The organism is Neorhizobium tomejilense (assembly GCF_964254135.1).
In the GTDB taxonomy this organism is placed as follows: Bacteria; Pseudomonadota; Alphaproteobacteria; order Rhizobiales; family Rhizobiaceae; genus Neorhizobium; species Neorhizobium tomejilense.
Window position 1 is genome coordinate 3,248,341 of sequence record NZ_CAXUSO020000001.1, and the last position, 19,112, is coordinate 3,267,452.

Here is a 19,112-nt window from a genome sequence, read left to right on the forward strand (position 1 = left end):
ATGCTGCTGGAGGGCATATTCGACCCTTCCGTGTCGGTCGCCGAAGCCGACCTGCTCGGTGACGTTTCGAAACTCTATCCTGAAGAGAGAACGGCGATCGCCAATGCGGTGAAGAGCCGGCAGCAGGAATTCACCGCCGGCCGCATCTGCGCCAGACAGGCCATGGACCATCTGGGGCTGCCTGGAATGGCCATACCCGTGGGATCGGATCGGGCGCCGATCTGGCCGGCCGGGATCGCCGGAAGCATCAGCCACTCCACCACCCGCTGCGTCGCCGCCATCGGCCGCCATTCGGACGGCATCAAGGCTCTCGGCCTCGATCTTGAAGAGGCGACGCCGCTTGACGACACCTATGCGCAAGAGATCTGCACCCCGCGCGAGCGACAGTGGCTCAACCGCCAACAATGGGGCATTCGCGGGCGGTTGGTGAAAGCGATCTTCAGCGCCAAGGAATGCACCTACAAGTGCCAGTACGGCCTGACGCGCACGATGTTCGGCTTCGAGGCCATCCGCATCGAACTGAACCTGGGTGACGGGCATTTCGCCGCCTATTTCGAGATCGATGTCCCGCCCTTCAAGACGGGGGACCGGCTGCTGGGCCAGATCAGGCTGCGCGACGGGTATGTCGTCGCCGGCATGATTATCCGCTGAAGCCCTCGGCCGTATCTAGGTCAGCAATCCGCAATCATATTCCACGTAACCGTCTGCATTCGCTCAGCGATTCGCATCGGACAACCGTATTGGGCGCAAGGATCAGGCTTCAATTGATCCACCAGCCATCAAATGGGCGTAGACATGCTCGCGATGGCTCCACCTGCCCCGAAATAGGATGAGCCCGTGCACACTCGAACGGTGTAGCGTGGTCAGCTTAGAACCCTCGGCCCTCGGGCTATGATTGACCCCTTGAGACGGGTCGTCGGAGGGGCAGCCATGCAACAGGACATACTGATCGCCACGGCATTGTTATTGTCCGTCGTCGTCCTGGTTCCGACTGTCTTTTTCGCGATCGAATGTCTCGCCGGAAGTCTCGGCGGGCGGAGCGGGCCGCCACGTCAGAACGGGCGGCGGCCGCAAGTCGCGGTTCTTGTCCCGGCGCATAACGAAGAGCTCCAGATCACCGATACCCTGCACAGCATCCAAAGCCAGATGCGCCACGGCGATCGGCTGGTCGTCGTGGCCGACAATTGCAACGACCTGACCGCATCTCTGGCACGTGAAGCGGGCGCAGATGTCATCGTACGGTTCGATCCGGTTCGCCGCGGCAAGGGATACGCCCTCGACGCTGGCGTCAGCTATCTTGGCCTCCTGCCCCCGGACGTAGTCGTCATTGTCGACGCCGACTGCTGGCTCGAACCGGGAGCGCTCGACAATCTCGCCTACATGGCCGCGGCAACTGACAGACCCATCCAATCCCGCTACCTGATGATCGCCCCGCCGGACGCAAGCATCAATCTTGCGGTCTCCGAATTTGCGTTCCTTCTGAAGAACCGGATCCGGCCTCTTGGCCTGGCCAGATTCGGGCTTCCCGTGCAATTGACCGGCTCGGGCATGGCATTCCCCTGGGCCATCCTTCGGGACGCCGCGCTTGCGAACGGCGATCTGGTCGAGGACATGAAGCTTGGGCTGGACCTCGCTCGGATCGGTCACGCTCCGCTTTTCTGTGATGCCGCGGCCGTGAGCAGCAGGTTCCCATACTCGAAGAAAGGCCTCGAAACCCAGGCTTCCCGATGGAACGCGGGCCGCTTCTCGCTGGCGGCTCATCTTTTCTCGGCACTGCTCGACCTCAAAACGTTGCGGAACCGGGCCTATCTGGCGCTCGTCATCGATGCGCTCATACCGCCGCTGACATTGCTGGCAGCGCTTCTCTTGCTCTCGCTGCTTGCGGCAGTCCCTCTCGCAACTTCGGGAATTGCGATCGCGCCACTTGCGATCTCGACGATCGGCATCCTTGCTTTCGATATCGCGCTATCGGTTGCCTGGTGGCGTCACGGCAGACGTGCACTTCCCATGCATGCCATGGCAGACATTCCGGGATACATGTTCAGGAAACTGAGGCTTTATCCGCGCCATATCCTCCAAGCCGGCGGGGCGGCCTGGATCAGAACGGATCGGAACAGGAACCACTGATGGGGCAGACCGGGGCGTCGCCCCTTTCGGAAGCTCGTGGTCGGGGCGCGGAACCCGAAACGACGCAAGGCTCCGTCCGGTTCGCCTTTGTCACGGACAGTTTCTGAGCAATATGCTCACCGACACGCAGGGCGTTAGCGGCAATCGTCAGGCTTGGATTGGTCCCTCCGCTGGTCGGGAAGAACGAAGCATCAACGACATAGAGATTGTTCAGGTCGTGCGTGCGGTTGTTGACATCCAATACCGCGGTGGAGGGATCCGGACCAAAACGGCACGTTCCACAAGCATGGCCGTAGTTGAGGTTGACTTCGGACCCGAGCATCATCATCCGGTGCCGCTTGAATGCCTTCCGATATAACTTGCGGAAGGCCTGCATTCTTTGCCGCAGCTCGTTATGAATCGTATATTCGAAATAGATGCTGGCGGCATCTTCCGGATCGGGCTTCACGCGATTTTCGGGATAGGGCAGATCCTCGAGGATGGACGCGAATATCGTTGCGTTGCCGGAGATAAGAGCGCCGATCATCGCCGGAATGCGCATGAAGGGCTTGAGCGGCTTCAGCCAGACCCAGCCGTTCCGGTCGATCAGTGATTTCAGGAAATGAAGCACGTTATTGGCGGTCGCGGTCAGCCCCGTGGACTGGATGACGCCTAGCTTGAGACCCTGATGTTCATAGAAATCGCGAAGGCCGATCGACTTTCCAGGCTCTGAAACACGGGTTCTGCCCCGGGGCCAGACGGCGAAGAAATCGGACGCGTGGAACATCAGGTTGCGCCCCACCAGATCCGACGTGTTTGCAAGGCCGTTCGGCCAGAATTCGTTGGTGGAGTTGAGGAGCAGCAAGGGTGTCGAAAGCGCGCCGGCCGCCAGCACATAGAGCTTGGCAACTATTGCCAGCTCGTCCCCATTCCTTCGGCACGACAATTGGGTGACCGCCTCGTCGTCGGCCGAGACCTTTTCCACGTTGCATTGATCGATGACCATGGCGTTTCCGGTCGCGAGTGCCGGCTCGATGAATGCCCGCCGCGCATCCTGCTTGCAGGATTTATGGCAGATGAAGCCGCCGCATTGACCGCACCCGTCGATATATCGGCAGGCCGTGTGGACTCGATAGGGGTGCATCCCATTCGCTTGCACCGAGTCGAAAAAATGCTGATCGCATCGCGTCATGGCAGGAGGCTCGATGACCTCCGATCGTGGCTGCAGCGGATCCTGGCTGCCGTTCACATGCAGGAGGCGCTCCGCCTTTCGATAAAAAGGCTCAAGGTTTTCGTAGTCTATCGGCCAGGCCTGCCTGCCGGACTTGTCGACGATTTTGAAGTCGCTTGGGGAAAACCGTTCGAGTGCTGCCGCATAGATAAGTGTCGAACCGCCGACACCGCAGCCGAGCGCGGGGAAGAACCGAACGGGGCGGGCATCCACCGAGCCGGAAATCTGCTGTGGCCACCGGCCATTTCTCAGGCGCTTCGCTTCGTCCAGGCTATCAGGATCGTCACGTTCGTCCTGCGAAAAGTGGGCCAGACCCTTTTCAATGAAAACTACGCGGTGCCCGGCGGTTGCCAGTGCGTATCCCATTGCCGCCCCGCCCATTCCGGCGCCGACGATGGCAACGTCCCAATCAAACTCCATCCACACCCCCAACTCAAAAATAAGGGCCGTGGCTATCAAGCCTTCAGCCGGCGAGGCTCCTTCGGACGCGGAGCCCAGCATTCAATCACTGCCAATGTCCATTTTCTCAGCGGAAACCGTAGCTCCGCCTTACCGTCTGAAATATAAAATAAATTCACATGCCCAATTTTAAGTCATATCGAAAGGTTTACTAAAAACCTGAGCATAAATTGGACGTTATACACAAAGGATTGTACTCAATCATTCCAGCAACAAAAGTAGGTAATAGGGAGATCATTCTTAGGAGGTAGGCAGGATACATTGTGCCCACCCTCTCCTCGGCTATACTCGTACCGCTGGTAGGGGTTTTTTAACGATGATCACACCATTTGAACCGAACATCGGAAATGACTACATATCGTATGAGCACAAGCCTCCGCACGGAGGGCTCGAATATCATGTTATTGCCTATGTGGCCGCCGCGGCGGACTTCGTTTACCTTCTTGGAGCGACCGGTGTCGGCTTCACGGGCTATCAGTATGCCGTTTTCGGATCTGCGCCCGATCCTTCGCTTTTCATCGGCATCGGCCTCGTTTTATCGACGATCTTCGTGCTCGCCATGCACAGCGCCCAGGCCTACAGCCCGGAGAGCATTCAGCTCCTGAGGCCGCAGATCCGGCTGATCTGCATTCTTATCCCAAGCGCCCTTGCCTTCCTGCTGACCGTCATCTTCTTTCTGAAGATCGGCACGACGTTCTCGCGCGGGGCGATCTTGATGACCGCCGTCATCTCGCTGTCCGGGCTGATCTGCACCCGCCTGTTCTGGCATTGGTATCTGCCATCGGCGGCAGCTGCGGCCTCCTTCAAGATGAAACGGGTACTGCTGATCTGCCACGAGGAGTTTTCGGCCGAACATTGGCAGCATCAGGCGGCCACAAGCGGCATGACCCTCGCGCAGATCATACGCCTCTCTGATGAAAATCTGCTGCCCGCGAACGCGCTGCAGAGACTGAGGCAAAGCGAGACCGACGGCATAGACGAAGTATTCATCGTCTGGCGGGACCCGAACGTCTCCAATCTCGAATTCTATCTTGGCGAACTCAGGCGCTCGGCTTTTCCGGTCAATGTCATCTTCGATGGCGTCGTCGGCCGGCTGACCAGCGCTCCTGCCCGCAAGATCGGCAGCATGACTGCCTTTCAGACGCAGCGGCCACCGTTGAACCTCTATGAACGCGGCACCAAGCGGGCATTCGACATCGTCTTCTCGCTGACCGCCATCCTCTCGCTGTTTCCGTTGCTGCTGGTAGTGGCGATCGCCATCAAATGTGATTCCAAAGGTCCCGTGCTGTTCAAGCAGGTCCGCAAGGGACACGGCGGCCGCTCGTTCAGAATCCTGAAGTTCCGCAGCATGACCGTCATGGAAGATTCAGGCGATATTCGCCAGGCGACCAGGAAAGATCCCCGCGTCACGAAAGTCGGGGCTATCATCCGCGCTTCGAGCATCGATGAGCTGCCGCAATTCTGGAACGTCCTTCGCGGCGAGATGTCGATCGTCGGCCCCCGCCCGCATGCGCTCGCCCACGATGAACTCTATGACGCACAGATCGCCAAATACGCCTTCAGGCGGCACGTCAAACCCGGCCTGACCGGCTGGGCGCAGATCAACAATTGCCGCGGCGAAACGCCGAACATCGAGAAGATGGAAGAGCGGATATTCCACGACCTCTGGTACATCAACAACTGGTCGTTCTGGCTGGATATGAAGATCGTCGTCCGCACCGCGATCGAGATCTGCGATTTCGGCAAAGCCTACTGATTTTGTACTGCGGGATTTTGGGCAGGCGCTACGCCGAGGGGAGTGCCGGAATGTGTGTCACATCGCGCATGCCGGCGGCCTCGACGAGAACTTCGCAGGGCGGCGCGTGGCTGATGAAATGGATCGGGCTTGCCGTCAGCCCGTAAGCGCCGCTGTTGTGAACGGCAACAAGATCACCCTCTTCGATCCGCGGAAGCATCACCCCGACAGCGAGCCGGTCGATCGACGTGCAAAGAGGCCCGACGAGGTTGATTTTCTCCGGTTCGCCCTGCCCGCCGACCTTGTGCATCGTATAGTTCCGATGCATCACCATCCCGAAATGGCCGGAAGCCGGCAGGTGGTTGTTCATGCCGCCATCGCAGATGCCGATCCGCACGCCGCGCGATTCCTTGACCGAGACGACGCGCGTCAGAAAATATCCGGCCTCGCCGACAAGATACCGCCCGAGCTCCAGCACCAGCCGGGTCTCGGCAAATTGCGGCAGCGCCTTGAGACCATCGAGATCCCCTGCGATGCCGGCAACGACCGCGGAGAGGTCGAGCGGCAAGTCGCCGTCGTGATAGGGAATTCCAAGCCCTGATCCGAAAACCAGCTTCTCCGGCCGAGGAATGTAGGCTTCGCAAACGTCCCGGAAGATGCCGATGAAGTTGCGATAGTTCTCGCAGATAGCCTCCGGCTTCAGGCATTGCGTGCCGGAATAGATGTGCAGTCCGACGATCTTGAGATTGGGCAGAGCCGCAATGTCGGGGATGTCCCGTGCGATATCTTCCCAGTCTATGCCGAAGGCTGACGGCCGGCCGGCCATCTGGTCGCCGAATCCTTTGGGAACCGTGGTCGGCGCGATGCGCACCAGGACATGCTGCACACGTCCGAACTCGCCGGCGACCGCATTCGCAAGCACCGCCTCACGCACCGATTCCAGGATCAGTTCACCAATGCCACCTTCTATCGCCTCCCGGATTTCGAACTGCCGTTTTCCGGGACCTGTGAAGCTGATGCGCTCAGCCTCCCACCCAGCCGTTATCGCCGTCCTGAATTCCCCGATCGAGGAGACGTCGAGATATTCCGCCTGGCCCTTCATGAGGGAAAGCAGAGCCGGGTTAGGGTTGCTTTTGGCGGCAAAGCTCAATGCGAAGCGTTGCTCGAAAGCTTGCCTCAGGAGCGCTGCCCGGCTCTCGATCGCCGATGCGAGATAGACATAGGAGGGGGTTCCGAATGATGCCGCCGCACTCTGCAGCCAGACATCGAGCGCCGAGAAATGGTTCATCAGGCGCTGGCTTCCGCAAAACGGATGATCCGCTCCGGCGTATCGAAATTTTCGAGCGTCACGTCTTCGGCGCGAATGGAAAGGCCCGTCGTTTGTTCGACGAATGCCAGGAGGTTCACCATCGAAACGGAATCGAGAAGGCCTGAGGAGAACAGTTCGCTCTCGCTGTCGGCATGGGCGATATTCAGAGATTCCCGCAGATAACCAATCAACTTTCCATGGGTAAGGCTCATTGCAGGTTCTCCCGTGTTTCGGTCACTTTGATTTGAGCTGCCGGCGGAGGCGCGCTGAAGACAATTTCCCCGCCTTGCATCCATTCGCGACAAAGGCGCACGACATCCGGCCGCGCCAGCTTGCCGCTCGATGTGCGCGGCATGCTTTCCGGCCAGACATGGAACTGCCGTGGCACCATGTAGGACGGCATCGCGCGCCGGCAGTAGCGCAGCAGGGCCTCCTCGTCGAACTTGCCGATCGGGGTTATCGCCACATGCACCGTTTGCCCCAGTTCCTCGTCGTCGACGCCGAAGGCGACCGCCTCCGCCACCACGCCGCTGCGGCAGACGAGATCCTCGATCTCATCCGGACTGACGCGGAAGCCGCTGGTCTTGATCATCGCGTCGTTGCGGCCGATGAACCAGAGGTCGCCGTCGGCATCAATCCGGACGATATCACCGCTATAGACGACCGGTTCGTCGCCGATCAGGTGCCAGAGTTCCGGACACGGCCGGATCTTCTGCTCCGTGACCTCCGGCTTGCCCCAATATCCAAGGCTGACAAGCGGGCCACGATGAACGAGTTCGCCCTGTTCGCCGGGATGGGCGATGCCTTCGCCATGCTTGATGACATAGATTTCGGCACCGGGGATCGCCTGACCGATAGCTCCCATCTTGCGGGCAAACTTCTGCGGCGAGAGATAGGTCGAGCGGAAAGCCTCGGTCAGCCCGTACATCAGATAGACATCCGCATCCGGGAAGACCCGAGGTATCTGCTCCAGGATGTTGAGCGAAATCTTGCCGCCGGAATTGGTGATCCGCCGGAGCGCCGGAAATTCCACGGGATTGTCCTTCAGCAGCCGCACGATCTGGCTCCAGAGCGGCGGCACGGCGGCCACCCCGGTCACCCGATGCCGCTGCATGGCCAGGACGATTTCGGTGGCCATCGGCACCGCCTGGTGCACGACGGTACCGCCCATCAGCATCATTGTCGTCAGCTGATTCAGGCCATAGTCGAAGCTGTAGGGCAGGACGCTGAGCAGCCGGTCGTCTTCCCTCAAGCCCAGATAGCGCGATACCGAGCGGGCGCCGGCAACGATGTTGCGATGGGTCAGCATCACGCCCTTCGGCATGCCCGTCGAACCGGACGTGTAGATGATCATCGCAAGTTCTGTGTCGAGGCGGGCGATCTCGTCGCCTGAAAGGTCTTCCGGAAGATTATCCCAGACGTCGAATATGGCGTCGGCCGGCAGTTTGCCTTTGACCAGAACATTGTCGACCGTGTCGGGTAGCTTGCGCGCGCCGAGAGCCTCGGCGACCCTTGCCTCGACGATCAGCAGGCGCGCGCCGCAGTCGTTAGCCACGTATTCGAGCTGCTCGACCGTCCATTGCGTGTTGACGTTGACGATTACCCCACCCACCTTGGCGATGGCGAACATGGCGGTAACCTCGGCGATGCTCTTGCGCAGGTGCACGATCACCCGGTCGCCCGGCCGGATATTGCGGCTTTGCAAATAACCCGCCAGCCGGTCCACTTCGGCCGCAACCGCGGCATAGCTCGCGGCGCGATGACCGTCGATGAGCGCGGGCTTGCCCGGCCTTGAGACGAGGTTATCAGCCAGAAGCTGATAGAAGTTGGTGGTCAACGCGTTCATGGCAAACTCCTCCAGCGGGTGAGTGGAATCAGGGACTGGCATCGGTCTTGGTCTGTTCGCTCGAAAACGGGCCGAGGCGGGGATAAATCTTGGCCGGGGAACCGACGACGATCGAATCCGACGGCACGTCCGTGGAGACCGCTGTATTGGCTCCTATCCGTACCCGGTCGCCGATGCGGATATCGCCGAGAATGGTGGAGTTCACCCCGATAAAGACGTCATCGCCGATCCTGGGTGCACCGGCGCTCATGTTCGTGCCGATCGTCACATTGTGCATGATGCCGCATCGTTTTCCGATCACCGAGTCAGGGTGGATCGAAATCGATCCCTCTACGTGGATGATGTGAAAACCCTCGCCGAGCGTCACCTCTGCCGGTATCCACACCCGTGTAAGCGTCGAAACGACCATGTTGATCGCGCCGTAGATCTTCTGGAAAAACCGTCTGGCAAAGTGGCTCCGAAGGCTCCCCGCCCACCGGCCGAAGCGATAGACCAGCAGCGAGATAAAGCCGGCATTGAGGACCCTCCTGCCGTGGCGCTCGTAGTCCTTCCGCACCAGTTCGCGAAACGAGGCGGGAGGGGCGTGCTGGGATGCCGCACCCTTATGGTCACTCATCGCCGCGGAATGAGGATAGAGAAAACGAAGCCGTGAAGTCATGCGAGCACCATCTCCAATGTGCGGTCGATATCACTCCACTCGACCCGAAAGTTCTCGCAGGTTCCCTCGCCGACGACGAAGGCATAGCCTTGTCCCTGACGATCGGTCATGACCTTGAGAACCGAGACCACCCGATCTGCCGGCTGGATGACGAACAGGGCCGAATCCGGCGGCATGATCATCAGCCCGTGAACCAGATGGCTGCCTTCCACACCTGCGACGATGCGGGCTCCGGCACAGGCGTGGATGATGTCGTCGACCGACGAGGTCATCGGATCGAGGATCCGGAAACCGCATTTCTTCGCAAACTGTTCGGCGATATCGGCCTCGTTCGACAGCAGGCGGCTTTCGCCCTTGCTCCCCCGCAGGATGAAGACGCCAGGATGAAAGGGAAAAGGTGGCGCCGATGCCAGAAGCTTTTCGCGAACCTGATCGGCCCGTTTCTTCTTGCCCTCGTTCTGCCCCTTGTCCCTGAAGAGGATGACCTCGTCGAAATGGACGTCGCTGACATAGATCGGCTTGAGATCGAGTTTGGCGGCATATTGCGGCTCGTGCCCCCGCGTGATCGGCCGCGTCGTTATCGGAGTTTCGTATTCCTCCGCCAATGGATAGGTCAGGCAATCATCCGAAAGCCAGTTGCCGAACCAGCGATTGCCGACCCAGCTCTCGAACAGCGCACCGGTGGTCGAGTGCTTGGGAGGCACATAGACAGGCATCCGGCGGCTGCGGGGTCTGAGGCTCTTCGAAGACTTCGGCGCATAGAGAACGCCATCGATGAGGTCGACATTCTTGATCCGGTAACCGACCGTGGCCTCCTGAGTGGTTTCGTAGTTTCCACGAAAGCCCTTCACGATCTCTGTGACCGGCCCGAATTGAGTGCCCTTTATACGGTCGAGATGATGCGGCAGAAACTTTGCGGGGCGAATGAAGCGCCGGGTCTGCGGGGCAATCGTCCAGCGATCGACCGCAACCGCTTCGATATCCGGGAAAGGCATCCCGGCAATCTTTCTCAAAGAATGCACAATCGGCAAAAAAGATATCAATCAACTATCCTCGCAAGGCACAATCAGCATCGGACAAGGGGAGCTTTCCTTGTGCGAAACTCCGCATCCCAGCGAAGATATTCGCATAGCTGCCAATGGTTTCGCCGCTAGTCTTTGGGCTATCGGGTTACTCATTTCGGCGTATCGGGCAACGTTGGCTCCCTAGGCCTCCCGAAGCCCCGCCGTCGGCTCTGAACTGAGGCAATCACCTTAGCCGTTTCACTCCAGGCTTTTCCTGAAGCGCCAGGTAAAACGGACAATATTCCGGATGCGTAGCAACTCTGTAATGAGATAGCTGCCCTCACGAGGGTAGGCGCGCGCCACATAGTTCGCGTAGTGGGACGCGAAGGCGAGCGAGACCGGCGCCTTGCAATCACGCGCTTCATTCATCCTGGTTGCCCGATAGCGTTGCATGAAGTCGGCAGCAAACAGCCTCAGCGCGTCGGCTTGCCGGGCATCCAGCAAGGCGGGCGGCCTTTGCTGACGGATATCCACTCCGTAGATCGCCGCGAAGCTTACGGCGGCCACGTAGTAGGATCCAAGTTCCGTCAGATGAACCTCATCGGAGAAGATTGCCTTCAAGCGGTCCGCCGCATTCCAATCCTCGAACCCGCTAAAGGCTGGATCGGACGCCAGACGCGCGACGAGCTCGGCAAGCGCAAGCGATGTCGGAATGAAGTGAATATGGTTTTTTCGGCCAGCCGCCCCGATCTTATCGTTTACCCGGTTTACGACGCATCGCCAGACGGGCAGAGCCAGCCTCTCGTATTCGATCCACGGATGGGGATCCGCTAAAGACGAAAGGCTTATCCAGGGGGTGTAGAAATATGTGATCCCAGCTGGATTTGCCGTGGTGAACGCATGGTGGTAGCCATGGAGGTAACGAACAGTTTCGCTCCACATCAACGCATCCAGAACACGATGTTGTTCGGTGATGATGAGAACGTTGTAAGGCTCGTCGGTCAGTCGGACGAGCCCGGCGGTTCGTTGCTGGATTGAAGAACCGGTCAGGTTCTCCAACCTCCAAGACACGGCAATCCCTTCCTGCCGGGCGATCCCTTCCAAATGATCGGGATAGGGTTGATCAGTCAGGCTGTGCCCGGACAGCAGGATATGATCTCGGTTGCCGGCCGAAAAGGCCCGGAGTGGAGCATCGAGATCACGCTCGGCGCTAACTGGATCAGGCTTGAACATGGCCACGCCAAGTGCGAGCGCACCGACCGTAGATGTTGCGAAAGCGGCCGTCAAAATCCTCGAAAAACACATTTGGAATGGTCTCCGACGTTTGTTAAGCACCACGGTCGTTGCCCGCGCAGGCATGGCCGCACCGCTCGGCTGAACCACCTTTGCCCCCAGGAGATATTGGTTAAGGTCGGCCGGTCGTTTCGCAAGCGGCTCCGTGCGCGATGCGCTCATCTTAAAGTCGATTAGTACTTTCAGGCTCATCCGTTAGATGGAGGACTCGAGACCGGAAGCTTACCTCTTTGTGCTCTGTTTGCAGGTGTCGAAGGCCGCCCTAGTATAAACCGTCTTGTCCCAGTTGGACGGGAAGGGGTTACCGATCATTGGGGGTCTGTATGCGTGGGATAACGAGTCTCGCGGGGCTTTTGCTCTGCCTGACATTTGGGGACGTTTCAGCTCAGACGACCTATCGCCTGCAGCCGGGAGATACGCTGCAGGTATGGATTGCTCAGGAGCCTGAGCTTACCCGCGAAGTCGTCATTGCTCCGGATGGGTGGCTGTCGTTCCCGCTCGCGGGCCATATTCAGAGCGCGGGCCTTTCCCTTTCGGAACTGGAAGCGCAACTTCTCGGGCGGCTGAAGACCTATTTCAAGGACAGCCCCAATCTCACGATCATGCTGCGTCCCAATTCCCAGAACCCGCAGCTGATCTATGTCCTCGGCGAAGTCGACAACCCCGGCGAATATGCGTATCGGGCCAACATGACCGTCCTTCATGGCATCAGTGTCGCCGGCGGCGTGTATCGCACGCCCTTGCTGGCCGCCGATCAGGACCGGTCGGTTGTGGTAAAACGCGAAGTCGAACACTCCCAAAAACGCCTGCAGGAACTGCGGGCACGCATCACCCGCCTGGAGGCGGAAATGCGCGGAGAAAAATCCATCGGCACGGCCGAAACCCTCGCCGCCGATCCGGCCCTTGCCCAGGAACAATCGCTCCTGAATGCCCGGATGGAAACGCTCGCCATGGAGGAAAAAGCCCAGACCCAGGCCAGCCAGCTCTCGGAGCGAAACAGCCTCGCGATGCAGGAGCAGGCCGATACCCTGACGAAACGGATAGACCTGGCAAGGCGTCGCCTCCAGAGCATCAACGGGCTCGTCGCCAAGGGCGTGACCGAAGGTTCCCAGCAGATGGTCCAGGAAGGCACGGTCGCTGAACTCGAGGGACAGGTCAGCCGATTGACCTCTGAAATCGCAGTCGCCGAGCGGGCGAAAATGGCGGAACTCGCCCGTTATGACAGCGCACGCCAGGCGCAACGGACCCAATTGCTGGTCGAACTCAATGCAGCCCAGCGCGAACAGGAGGAGGCCGCGGCGCGGCTTGCCGACAGCACGCGGATCATGACGATCTATGGCGAGAACGCCGCCTCGAACCAGCAAAGAGAGCGCCGGATGCTCGGTTATCAGATCGTGCGGACCGTCAACGGTGAAACACGGGAGTTCGCCGCAACCGAGATGACCCCGATCCTGCCCGGCGACCTGCTGCGCGTGGCCTACAGCGATCCCGCGAACAACCGGGATGCGGGAGCGGTACAGCCAGTGGCCCAGGTCGGAAGCCGTACGTCCGGGTTAACGACGAGAGCGGCTCGATAAGGGAGACTTCGTGATGACCAACGTATTTCGTACGCGAAGCAATGAGGCGACAGCATGATCAATGAATTAGGACGCAATATTCTTTATTTTATCGAGATCGCACTCGCCAGACCCTTCTATGCCATCGTGCCCGCTCTGGTTACCCTTATAGTGGGGGCCTACTTCATTTACGCCATGCCTCGGAGCTATTACTCCGACGCGCTGCTGCTGATGGAATTCCAGCAGATACCGACAACGCTCGTATCGCCGACCGTATCGAACGACCGCCTGCTATTCATCGAGCAACGGGTAATGTCACGCAACAGCCTGCTGGCGCTGGCCGACAAGCATGGTCTTTTTCCGGATCTGCGCGAGACCCTGGCCAAGAACAATTTTGCCGCCGTGATACGCAACAACATCACGCTCCAGATATCGGTGACCGACGGAGCCGACCGCACCGCAAGCAATGCCTCCGTCAGGATCGGCTTTAAATATGACGATCCCGTCGTTTCCGCGAATATGGTGTCGGACCTCGTGTCGCAGGTCATCGAAGAAAACCGGCGCATCCGCACGGCGCGTGCTTCGGAAGCGACCAAGTTCCTGACGCAGGAAGTCAATAACGTCACGCAACGCCTCCACGAGAGGGAAGGTGCCTGGACCAGATATCTCGAAGAAAACAAGGAGTCCCATCCCACCCGGATCCCAACCCTGCTGATCGAGCTTCAGACCAAGGAACTGGAACTCGCGACGCTCGATCGGGCGGCCATTGCGTTGAATGAAGAGATCGGGATCTATGAGGCGCAGCTGCGTATTGGTCCCGGGCAGACGACAGAGGTTACGCGTTTTCATGGGCAGCTCATCGAGCTTGAGCGTGAGTTCGCAGTGAAGTCCATCATTTATTCGGATACCCATCCGCAAATCCGTGCCATGAAGCAGCGTCTCGAAGAGATGCGGACTCAGGTTGCACCCGCCGCACCGCGCGATGGATCGGCGACCATGCCGACGCCGGAACAGATCAAGACGCTTTCACCCGAACTCATGCTGATTGCTGAACGTATCGCAATGGCAAAGCCACGCCAGCAACAGAACCTCGCACAAAGGAAGTCCCTCGTCGAACGCATCGCCGGGCTGCGGGAGCTCATCTCTCACGCTCCCGAAGTTGGAGCGCAGATCGAAGCGAACGAAGCCGAGAAGGTCTCGCTGCAGCGAAACATGGACGAGATGCAGACCAAGCTCGATGCCGCGCGTCTCGGCGAGCGCCTGGAGGAAGGCGATGCCGCCCTGCAGATCGAGGTGATCGAGGAGCCGGAAGTTGCCAAAATTGCTTCAGGACCGCGGCGGCTTCATTTGGCCGGCGCGGCTTGCGCCGCAGCGGCGATGGCCGCGGCTGCAGGAATTTACGCCGGGCATCTGTTTGACCGGACCGTTCGCGGCACGTTTGATCTCAGCCGCGCTCTGGCGGGAGAAACTCTGGTGGTCATTCCACATTGGAAGCCGAAGCGACGCATAGCCAAGGCATTCCGCAATTCCGCATTCACCAACCCAAGTCCGATCGCGGGAGGGTGACATCACACCAATCCGGCCGGACCGCCTTTAGTTGAAATTCGCACCGATGGGATAGGGCAGGGAATTTTATGGAAATCATCAAGAATATCTCAGCTCGAGGAAGAATGGCGGAAAGACTGGACAGCACCGGTCTCGCCGAGCTGAATGCCGGCTATCTCAACGGCTCGGTCAATGGAATCCATTCCTACGAGGAATGTCCGCCGGATCTCTCGCCGGTCTCTCCCACCTTTCTGTATGCAAATCGCATCATCGCTTTCGACAGCGACAGTTCGATAGCACACGCCTATGACGTCCTGCGAAACCAGCTGCTGACCGAACACAGGGATGAGGACACGCGGGTGATCTCCGTGACCGCCCCGACGATCGGCTGCGGCACCACAGTAACCGCCATCAATCTGGCGCTCAGCTTTGCCCGCGTACCCGGATCCAATGTTCTGCTGGTCGACGCAAATTTCCGGGATCCCGCAATCGGCAACATACTCGGACTGCCGCCTCGTCCGCCATTGGAGGACCCGATCCGCGGATGGCTGACGACGCTGGATATACGGGGCCTTCATTGCCATCTGCTGCGCACCGCCTGGGGGCCCGGCAGAATTCCCCTGCCGGCGGACCTGGCCCGCATGACGGCGCAGGTGGAATTCGCGCGACAGATGCTGAAGCCGACGATCGTTCTCTTCGATCTACCGCCGATGTTGAGTTCGGACGAGGTGATCCCGTTCGTCGATATGTCGGACACCGCCGTGATCGTACTCGCCATCGGTAAGTCAAGGCTTTCGGAACTGGAAATCTGCCGGAGCTATCTCGGCTCCGAAAAAAACATGCAGGTGGTCCTGAACAAGACGAAGAGGCACGGCCTTTGATGGACGTCGAACATAGCCGGCAAGACGACGCCTCCCGGCTGAAACTGGTCGTCGTCATCGTCAACTATCGGACCGCCGATCTGACCATCGATTGCCTTGCCTCCTTGAGCGTGCCGGGCACGGTTCCGGATGGGACACGGATCGTTGCCGTCGAGGGTGGCTCCGGCGATCGTTCGGCCGAACTCATTGCGGCCGCCATAGAGAAGAACGGCTGGACGAACGCCGTATGTCTCCCGCTCGAGACCAATGGTGGCTTTGCCTACGGCAACAACCGAGGCATCGAGTATGCCACGGCGAACTTCGGCCGGCCGGACTATGTCCTGCTCCTCAATCCCGATACCATCGCCCGCCCCGGCAGCATTACCCGTCTGGTGGAATTCATGGACGGCAAGCCTGATGCCGGCATTGCCGGCAGCCGTCTGGAACATCCGGACGGGCGGGGCCAGGCCTGCGCTTTCCGCTTTCCTTCTATTGCCAATGAATTCGAAAGCGAGGCCAGGCTCGGCCCGGTCACCCGCCTGCTCGGGCGCTGGCGTATCGTTCCCGACATGCCGAAGGAGCCAAGCCGGATCGACTGGGTTTCCGGGGCCAGCCTGATGATCAGGACAGAGGTCCTCGACCAGATCGGCATGCTCGACGAAGGGTATTTCCTCTATTACGAGGAGGTCGACTTCTGTATCCGGGCAGCGCGCGCCGGATGGTCCTGCTGGCACGTGCCGCAAAGCCGCATCATCCACCTGGTCGGCCAGTCGACGGGCGTGACGCGACACGTCAAGCCGTCCAGGCGGCCAGCCTACTGGTTCGAGTCCCGGCGGCGCTACCATCTCAAGCATCACGGAGCCGCATTCTCGGTCCTTTCCGACCTTGCCTGGCTTTGCGGACACATCGCCTGGCGCATCCGCCTTCTCGCAGAAGGCAAGCCCTCAAGCGGACCGCCACATCTGCTGCAGGATTTCATTCGTCATTCAGGGCCGTTTCGCAGGGTCTGACCGCCTTCGCAAATACCGACCGGTTTAAACAACTGCCGGTCGGGCCATCAGTATTTCCAGCGCCGCCGCCGATCTGTTGATGTCATGCCGTTCGAGCGTCCGGCGCCGCCCCGCCTCGCCTTTGCGAAACAACTCGACATCGCTTGCGAACAGCGCCTGCCGCATTGCGCCGGTCAGCGCCTCCAGATCGCCGGCGGGAACCAGCCAGCCATTGTCCGGTTGAACCAGCTCGGGGATGCCGGCGATATAGGTCGAGATCACCGGGCGCTTCAGAGCCATGCTTTCCATCAGCACAACGGGAAGGCCCTCCGCGAAACTCGGCAGGACCAGAGCCTTGGCCCGAAGGATTTCGCTGCGCACATCGTCCTGCGAGATCGTGCCGGTCAGCACGACCGTATCGCCGAGGCCGAGCCGTTCGATTTCGTGTCCTATTTCAGCCCGCAACGGGCCGTCGCCGACCAGGACGAGTTGGAAGCACATCCCCTCGGCCCGCAGGTTTGCCGCCGCCTGCAGCAGAAGGAGATGACCTTTCTGTTCGGACAGCCGGGCAATGCAGACAAGACGTTGGCTGGTGCCATGCACGTCCACGTCGTCGCTCAGATAGCGCTGGTCGATGCCGCAATGAACGACCTCGATCTTCCGCCAATCTCCAAGGTCGGCCCAGCGCAGCAATTGGCTGCGTCCATAGGAGCTGACGGCGACGACAAATGAACAAGCCTTGATCTTGTCGCCGAGCCCCAGCGTTTCGGGCCGATCGAATTCCTCCGGCCCGTGGACGGTGAAACTGAACTTCATGCCGCCGATTTGATGCGCCAGTGTCGCAACCGTCGCGGGATTGGTGCCGAAATGCACATGCAGGTGATCGATCTCGTCCCTGCGGCACCAATCGGCCAGGATCATCGCTTCGAAGAAATATACGAGGTGGTGCGGGTAACGTCCGCCGGCCGTCCTCGCGAACCGGAACGCAGTTCCCAGTGCTTTCAAGGAATTCCCGGGGCGGGAAAGCAGTTGGCGGGCGACGCTCGCCATGGCCCGTATCATCGGGCTGCGCAGGATATGCCTGGTACGTCGAGCTTCTGCGATGTCGTCGGAATCCTTCAGCACGCCACGAAAAGGACGCACCGCATATCGTTGGACCCGATTCCCCCTCGCCTCCAGCGCTACGATTTCGCGCCGTATGAACGTGTGGCTCGGCGCCGGATACTGGTTGGTGAAATACGCAATCCGCATTCCACGAACATCCCTTCATCTTTGCCGATCGTCGGCAATTCCCCTTGGAACCGGTATATCAAAAAGGGCTTCGGAGGCTCAGTGGGACAAAGAGCTTAGGGCCGCGGCATCGGCTTCCACCAAAGAGGTAAATTTACAGCCGCGATCTCGAATTCTACAAATGGAATATAGGCTTACCAGGTTGGCAGGCCGAGATCGCGACTGGCGACGACCGCCAAACCAACGGCCGGGAACAAGCACACATGGACGCAGATATCCTAAGGCACCGCGGCTATACCGGGATCGGCGCCGATGTCGGCATCGTGGTGATCGGACGCAACGAAGGACAGCGTCTCATCGACTGCCTCAGTTCGCTCAAAACCCATCGCAACCGCACGGTCTACGTGGATTCGGCCTCGTCCGACGGAAGCGTCGAAGCGGCGGCCGGCCTCTGCGCGGAGGTAGTGCCGCTGGATATGACAATTCCCTTCACCGCGGCGCGCGCGCGCAATGCAGGTTTCGACGCCGTCATGCGGCGCTGGCCCGAAACCGCTTTTGTGCAGTTCCTGGATGGGGACTGCGAACTCGACACCGGATGGATAGCGACAGCCACGACCTTTCTGGTCATGCGCAAGGATGTTGCGTTGGTCTTCGGACGACGGCGCGAACGGTATCCGGAACGCACCATCTTCAATGCCATGTGCGACCGCGAATGGGATGGGACCCCGGGCGAAGTCCAGGCATGCGGCGGCGATATCCTCATCAGAGCCTTCGTCCTCAGGGATCTCGGAGGTTACTCCGCGGGGCTGATCGCGGGAGAGGAGCCGGAACTTTGCGTCCGCCTGCGCGAGAGAGGCTGGAAGATCTGGCGCCTCCCTTCCGAAATGACACGCCACGATGCGGATATAAGCCGCCTGAGCCAATGGTGGCGGAGAAGCGTGCGTTGCGGGCATGCCTATGCGCAGGTATCTCATCTCCATCGGACATCGCCATCCCGGATATGGACGAAAAATCTCCGCCGCGCAGTTTTCTGGGGCGGCTTGCTGCCGCTGGTCGCAATCGCGGGCGCGGCTTTTCATCCTGCCGCCCTGGCGCTTCTGCTGCTCTATCCGCTTCAGCTGTGGCGCCTGGCTCGGCGTACGCGACCGGCGCTCGAGAATACTCTGCTTTTCGCAACTTTCGACGTCCTGGGCAAATTCCCGGAAATGCAGGGCATCGCGCAGTTCTACCTGAACCGGCTGATCAATCGTCGACAGGGGATCATCGAGTATAAATAGTTCAAATCAATATA

General features: G+C 59.7%; 16 protein-coding genes. 8 read left to right on the forward strand and 8 right to left on the reverse strand.

Features of this window, described 5'->3' with window-relative positions; translation table 11 throughout:
- Both ACSQ3G_RS16275 and ACSQ3G_RS16280 read left to right on the forward strand, forming a co-directional pair.
- On the forward strand, positions 1-651 hold the full coding sequence (locus tag ACSQ3G_RS16275) for a 4'-phosphopantetheinyl transferase family protein (RefSeq protein WP_436110763.1): 651 nt from the start codon (positions 1-3) through the stop codon (positions 649-651).
- Positions 652-930: 279 nt separating this feature from the next.
- Entirely contained in the window at positions 931-2,127 is a 1,197-nt protein-coding gene (locus ACSQ3G_RS16280; protein WP_436110764.1) for a glycosyltransferase family 2 protein, read from the forward strand.
- Here ACSQ3G_RS16280 and ACSQ3G_RS16285 read toward each other — a convergent pair.
- Entirely contained in the window at positions 2,099-3,838 is a 1,740-nt protein-coding gene (locus tag ACSQ3G_RS16285) for a GMC oxidoreductase (protein WP_436110765.1), read from the reverse strand. The two genes, ACSQ3G_RS16280 and ACSQ3G_RS16285, sit on opposite strands and share 29 nt — an antisense overlap.
- Positions 3,839-4,112: 274 nt before the next feature.
- Between ACSQ3G_RS16285 and ACSQ3G_RS16290 the strand changes: the two genes are divergently transcribed.
- A complete protein-coding gene (locus ACSQ3G_RS16290; RefSeq protein WP_436110766.1) occupies positions 4,113-5,552 on the forward strand; it encodes an exopolysaccharide biosynthesis polyprenyl glycosylphosphotransferase in 1,440 nt (479 codons plus the stop codon).
- 28 nt (positions 5,553-5,580) lie between these two features.
- Here ACSQ3G_RS16290 and ACSQ3G_RS16295 read toward each other — a convergent pair whose 3' ends face one another.
- The 6 genes from ACSQ3G_RS16295 to ACSQ3G_RS16320 form a co-directional block, all read right to left on the reverse strand.
- Positions 5,581-6,819 carry a type III PLP-dependent enzyme domain-containing protein gene (locus tag ACSQ3G_RS16295; RefSeq protein ID WP_436110767.1) on the reverse strand — a complete coding sequence of 413 codons (1,239 nt, stop codon included), beginning with the start codon at positions 6,817-6,819 and terminating at the stop codon, positions 5,581-5,583.
- A complete protein-coding gene (locus tag ACSQ3G_RS16300) occupies positions 6,819-7,052 on the reverse strand; it encodes a phosphopantetheine-binding protein (RefSeq protein ID WP_046666358.1) in 234 nt (77 codons plus the stop codon). Before ACSQ3G_RS16300 ends, ACSQ3G_RS16295 begins: the two co-directional genes overlap by 1 nt.
- The gene (locus ACSQ3G_RS16305) at positions 7,049-8,686 is read right to left on the reverse strand and encodes an AMP-binding protein (protein WP_436110768.1); all 1,638 of its coding nucleotides are present in this window, start codon (positions 8,684-8,686) and stop codon (positions 7,049-7,051) included. The genes ACSQ3G_RS16300 and ACSQ3G_RS16305 overlap by 4 nt, the downstream gene beginning before the upstream one ends.
- A 28-nt stretch (positions 8,687-8,714) precedes the next feature.
- Complete coding sequence (locus tag ACSQ3G_RS16310; RefSeq protein ID WP_436110769.1) at positions 8,715-9,344, reverse strand: serine O-acetyltransferase; 630 nt, start codon at positions 9,342-9,344, stop codon at positions 8,715-8,717.
- Positions 9,341-10,339 (reverse strand): glycosyltransferase family 61 protein, encoded by a 999-nt coding sequence (locus ACSQ3G_RS16315; protein WP_436110770.1) that lies wholly within the window; start codon positions 10,337-10,339, stop codon positions 9,341-9,343. The genes ACSQ3G_RS16310 and ACSQ3G_RS16315 overlap by 4 nt, the downstream gene beginning before the upstream one ends.
- Positions 10,340-10,606: 267 nt before the next feature.
- Entirely contained in the window at positions 10,607-11,833 is a 1,227-nt protein-coding gene (locus ACSQ3G_RS16320) for a hypothetical protein (RefSeq protein ID WP_436110771.1), read from the reverse strand.
- Positions 11,834-11,964: 131 nt separating this feature from the next.
- Here ACSQ3G_RS16320 and ACSQ3G_RS16325 point away from each other — a divergent pair, with 131 nt between their 5' ends.
- From ACSQ3G_RS16325 to ACSQ3G_RS16340, 4 genes are all read left to right on the forward strand, one after another.
- Positions 11,965-13,218 carry a polysaccharide biosynthesis/export family protein gene (locus tag ACSQ3G_RS16325; protein WP_436110772.1) on the forward strand — a complete coding sequence of 418 codons (1,254 nt, stop codon included), beginning with the start codon at positions 11,965-11,967 and terminating at the stop codon, positions 13,216-13,218.
- Positions 13,219-13,272: 54 nt separating this feature from the next.
- Positions 13,273-14,763 carry a GumC family protein gene (locus ACSQ3G_RS16330; RefSeq protein WP_436110773.1) on the forward strand — a complete coding sequence of 497 codons (1,491 nt, stop codon included), beginning with the start codon at positions 13,273-13,275 and terminating at the stop codon, positions 14,761-14,763.
- A 104-nt stretch (positions 14,764-14,867) separates the two neighbouring features.
- Entirely contained in the window at positions 14,868-15,623 is a 756-nt protein-coding gene (locus ACSQ3G_RS16335; protein ID WP_436110774.1) for a P-loop NTPase family protein, read from the forward strand.
- Positions 15,623-16,612: a glycosyltransferase family 2 protein gene (locus ACSQ3G_RS16340; RefSeq protein WP_436110775.1), complete on the forward strand. Its 990-nt coding sequence runs from the start codon at positions 15,623-15,625 to the stop codon at positions 16,610-16,612. The genes ACSQ3G_RS16335 and ACSQ3G_RS16340 overlap by 1 nt, the downstream gene beginning before the upstream one ends.
- A gap of 24 nt (positions 16,613-16,636) precedes the next feature.
- Here the strand turns inward: ACSQ3G_RS16340 and ACSQ3G_RS16345 are convergent, their stop codons facing one another.
- A complete protein-coding gene (locus tag ACSQ3G_RS16345) occupies positions 16,637-17,842 on the reverse strand; it encodes a glycosyltransferase (protein ID WP_436110776.1) in 1,206 nt (401 codons plus the stop codon).
- A gap of 242 nt (positions 17,843-18,084) precedes the next feature.
- Between ACSQ3G_RS16345 and ACSQ3G_RS16350 the strand changes: the two genes are divergently transcribed.
- Positions 18,085-19,098, forward strand: coding sequence for a glycosyltransferase family 2 protein (locus ACSQ3G_RS16350; RefSeq protein ID WP_436110777.1), 1,014 nt, complete (start codon positions 18,085-18,087; stop codon positions 19,096-19,098).
- Positions 19,099-19,112: the final 14 nt, after the last annotated feature.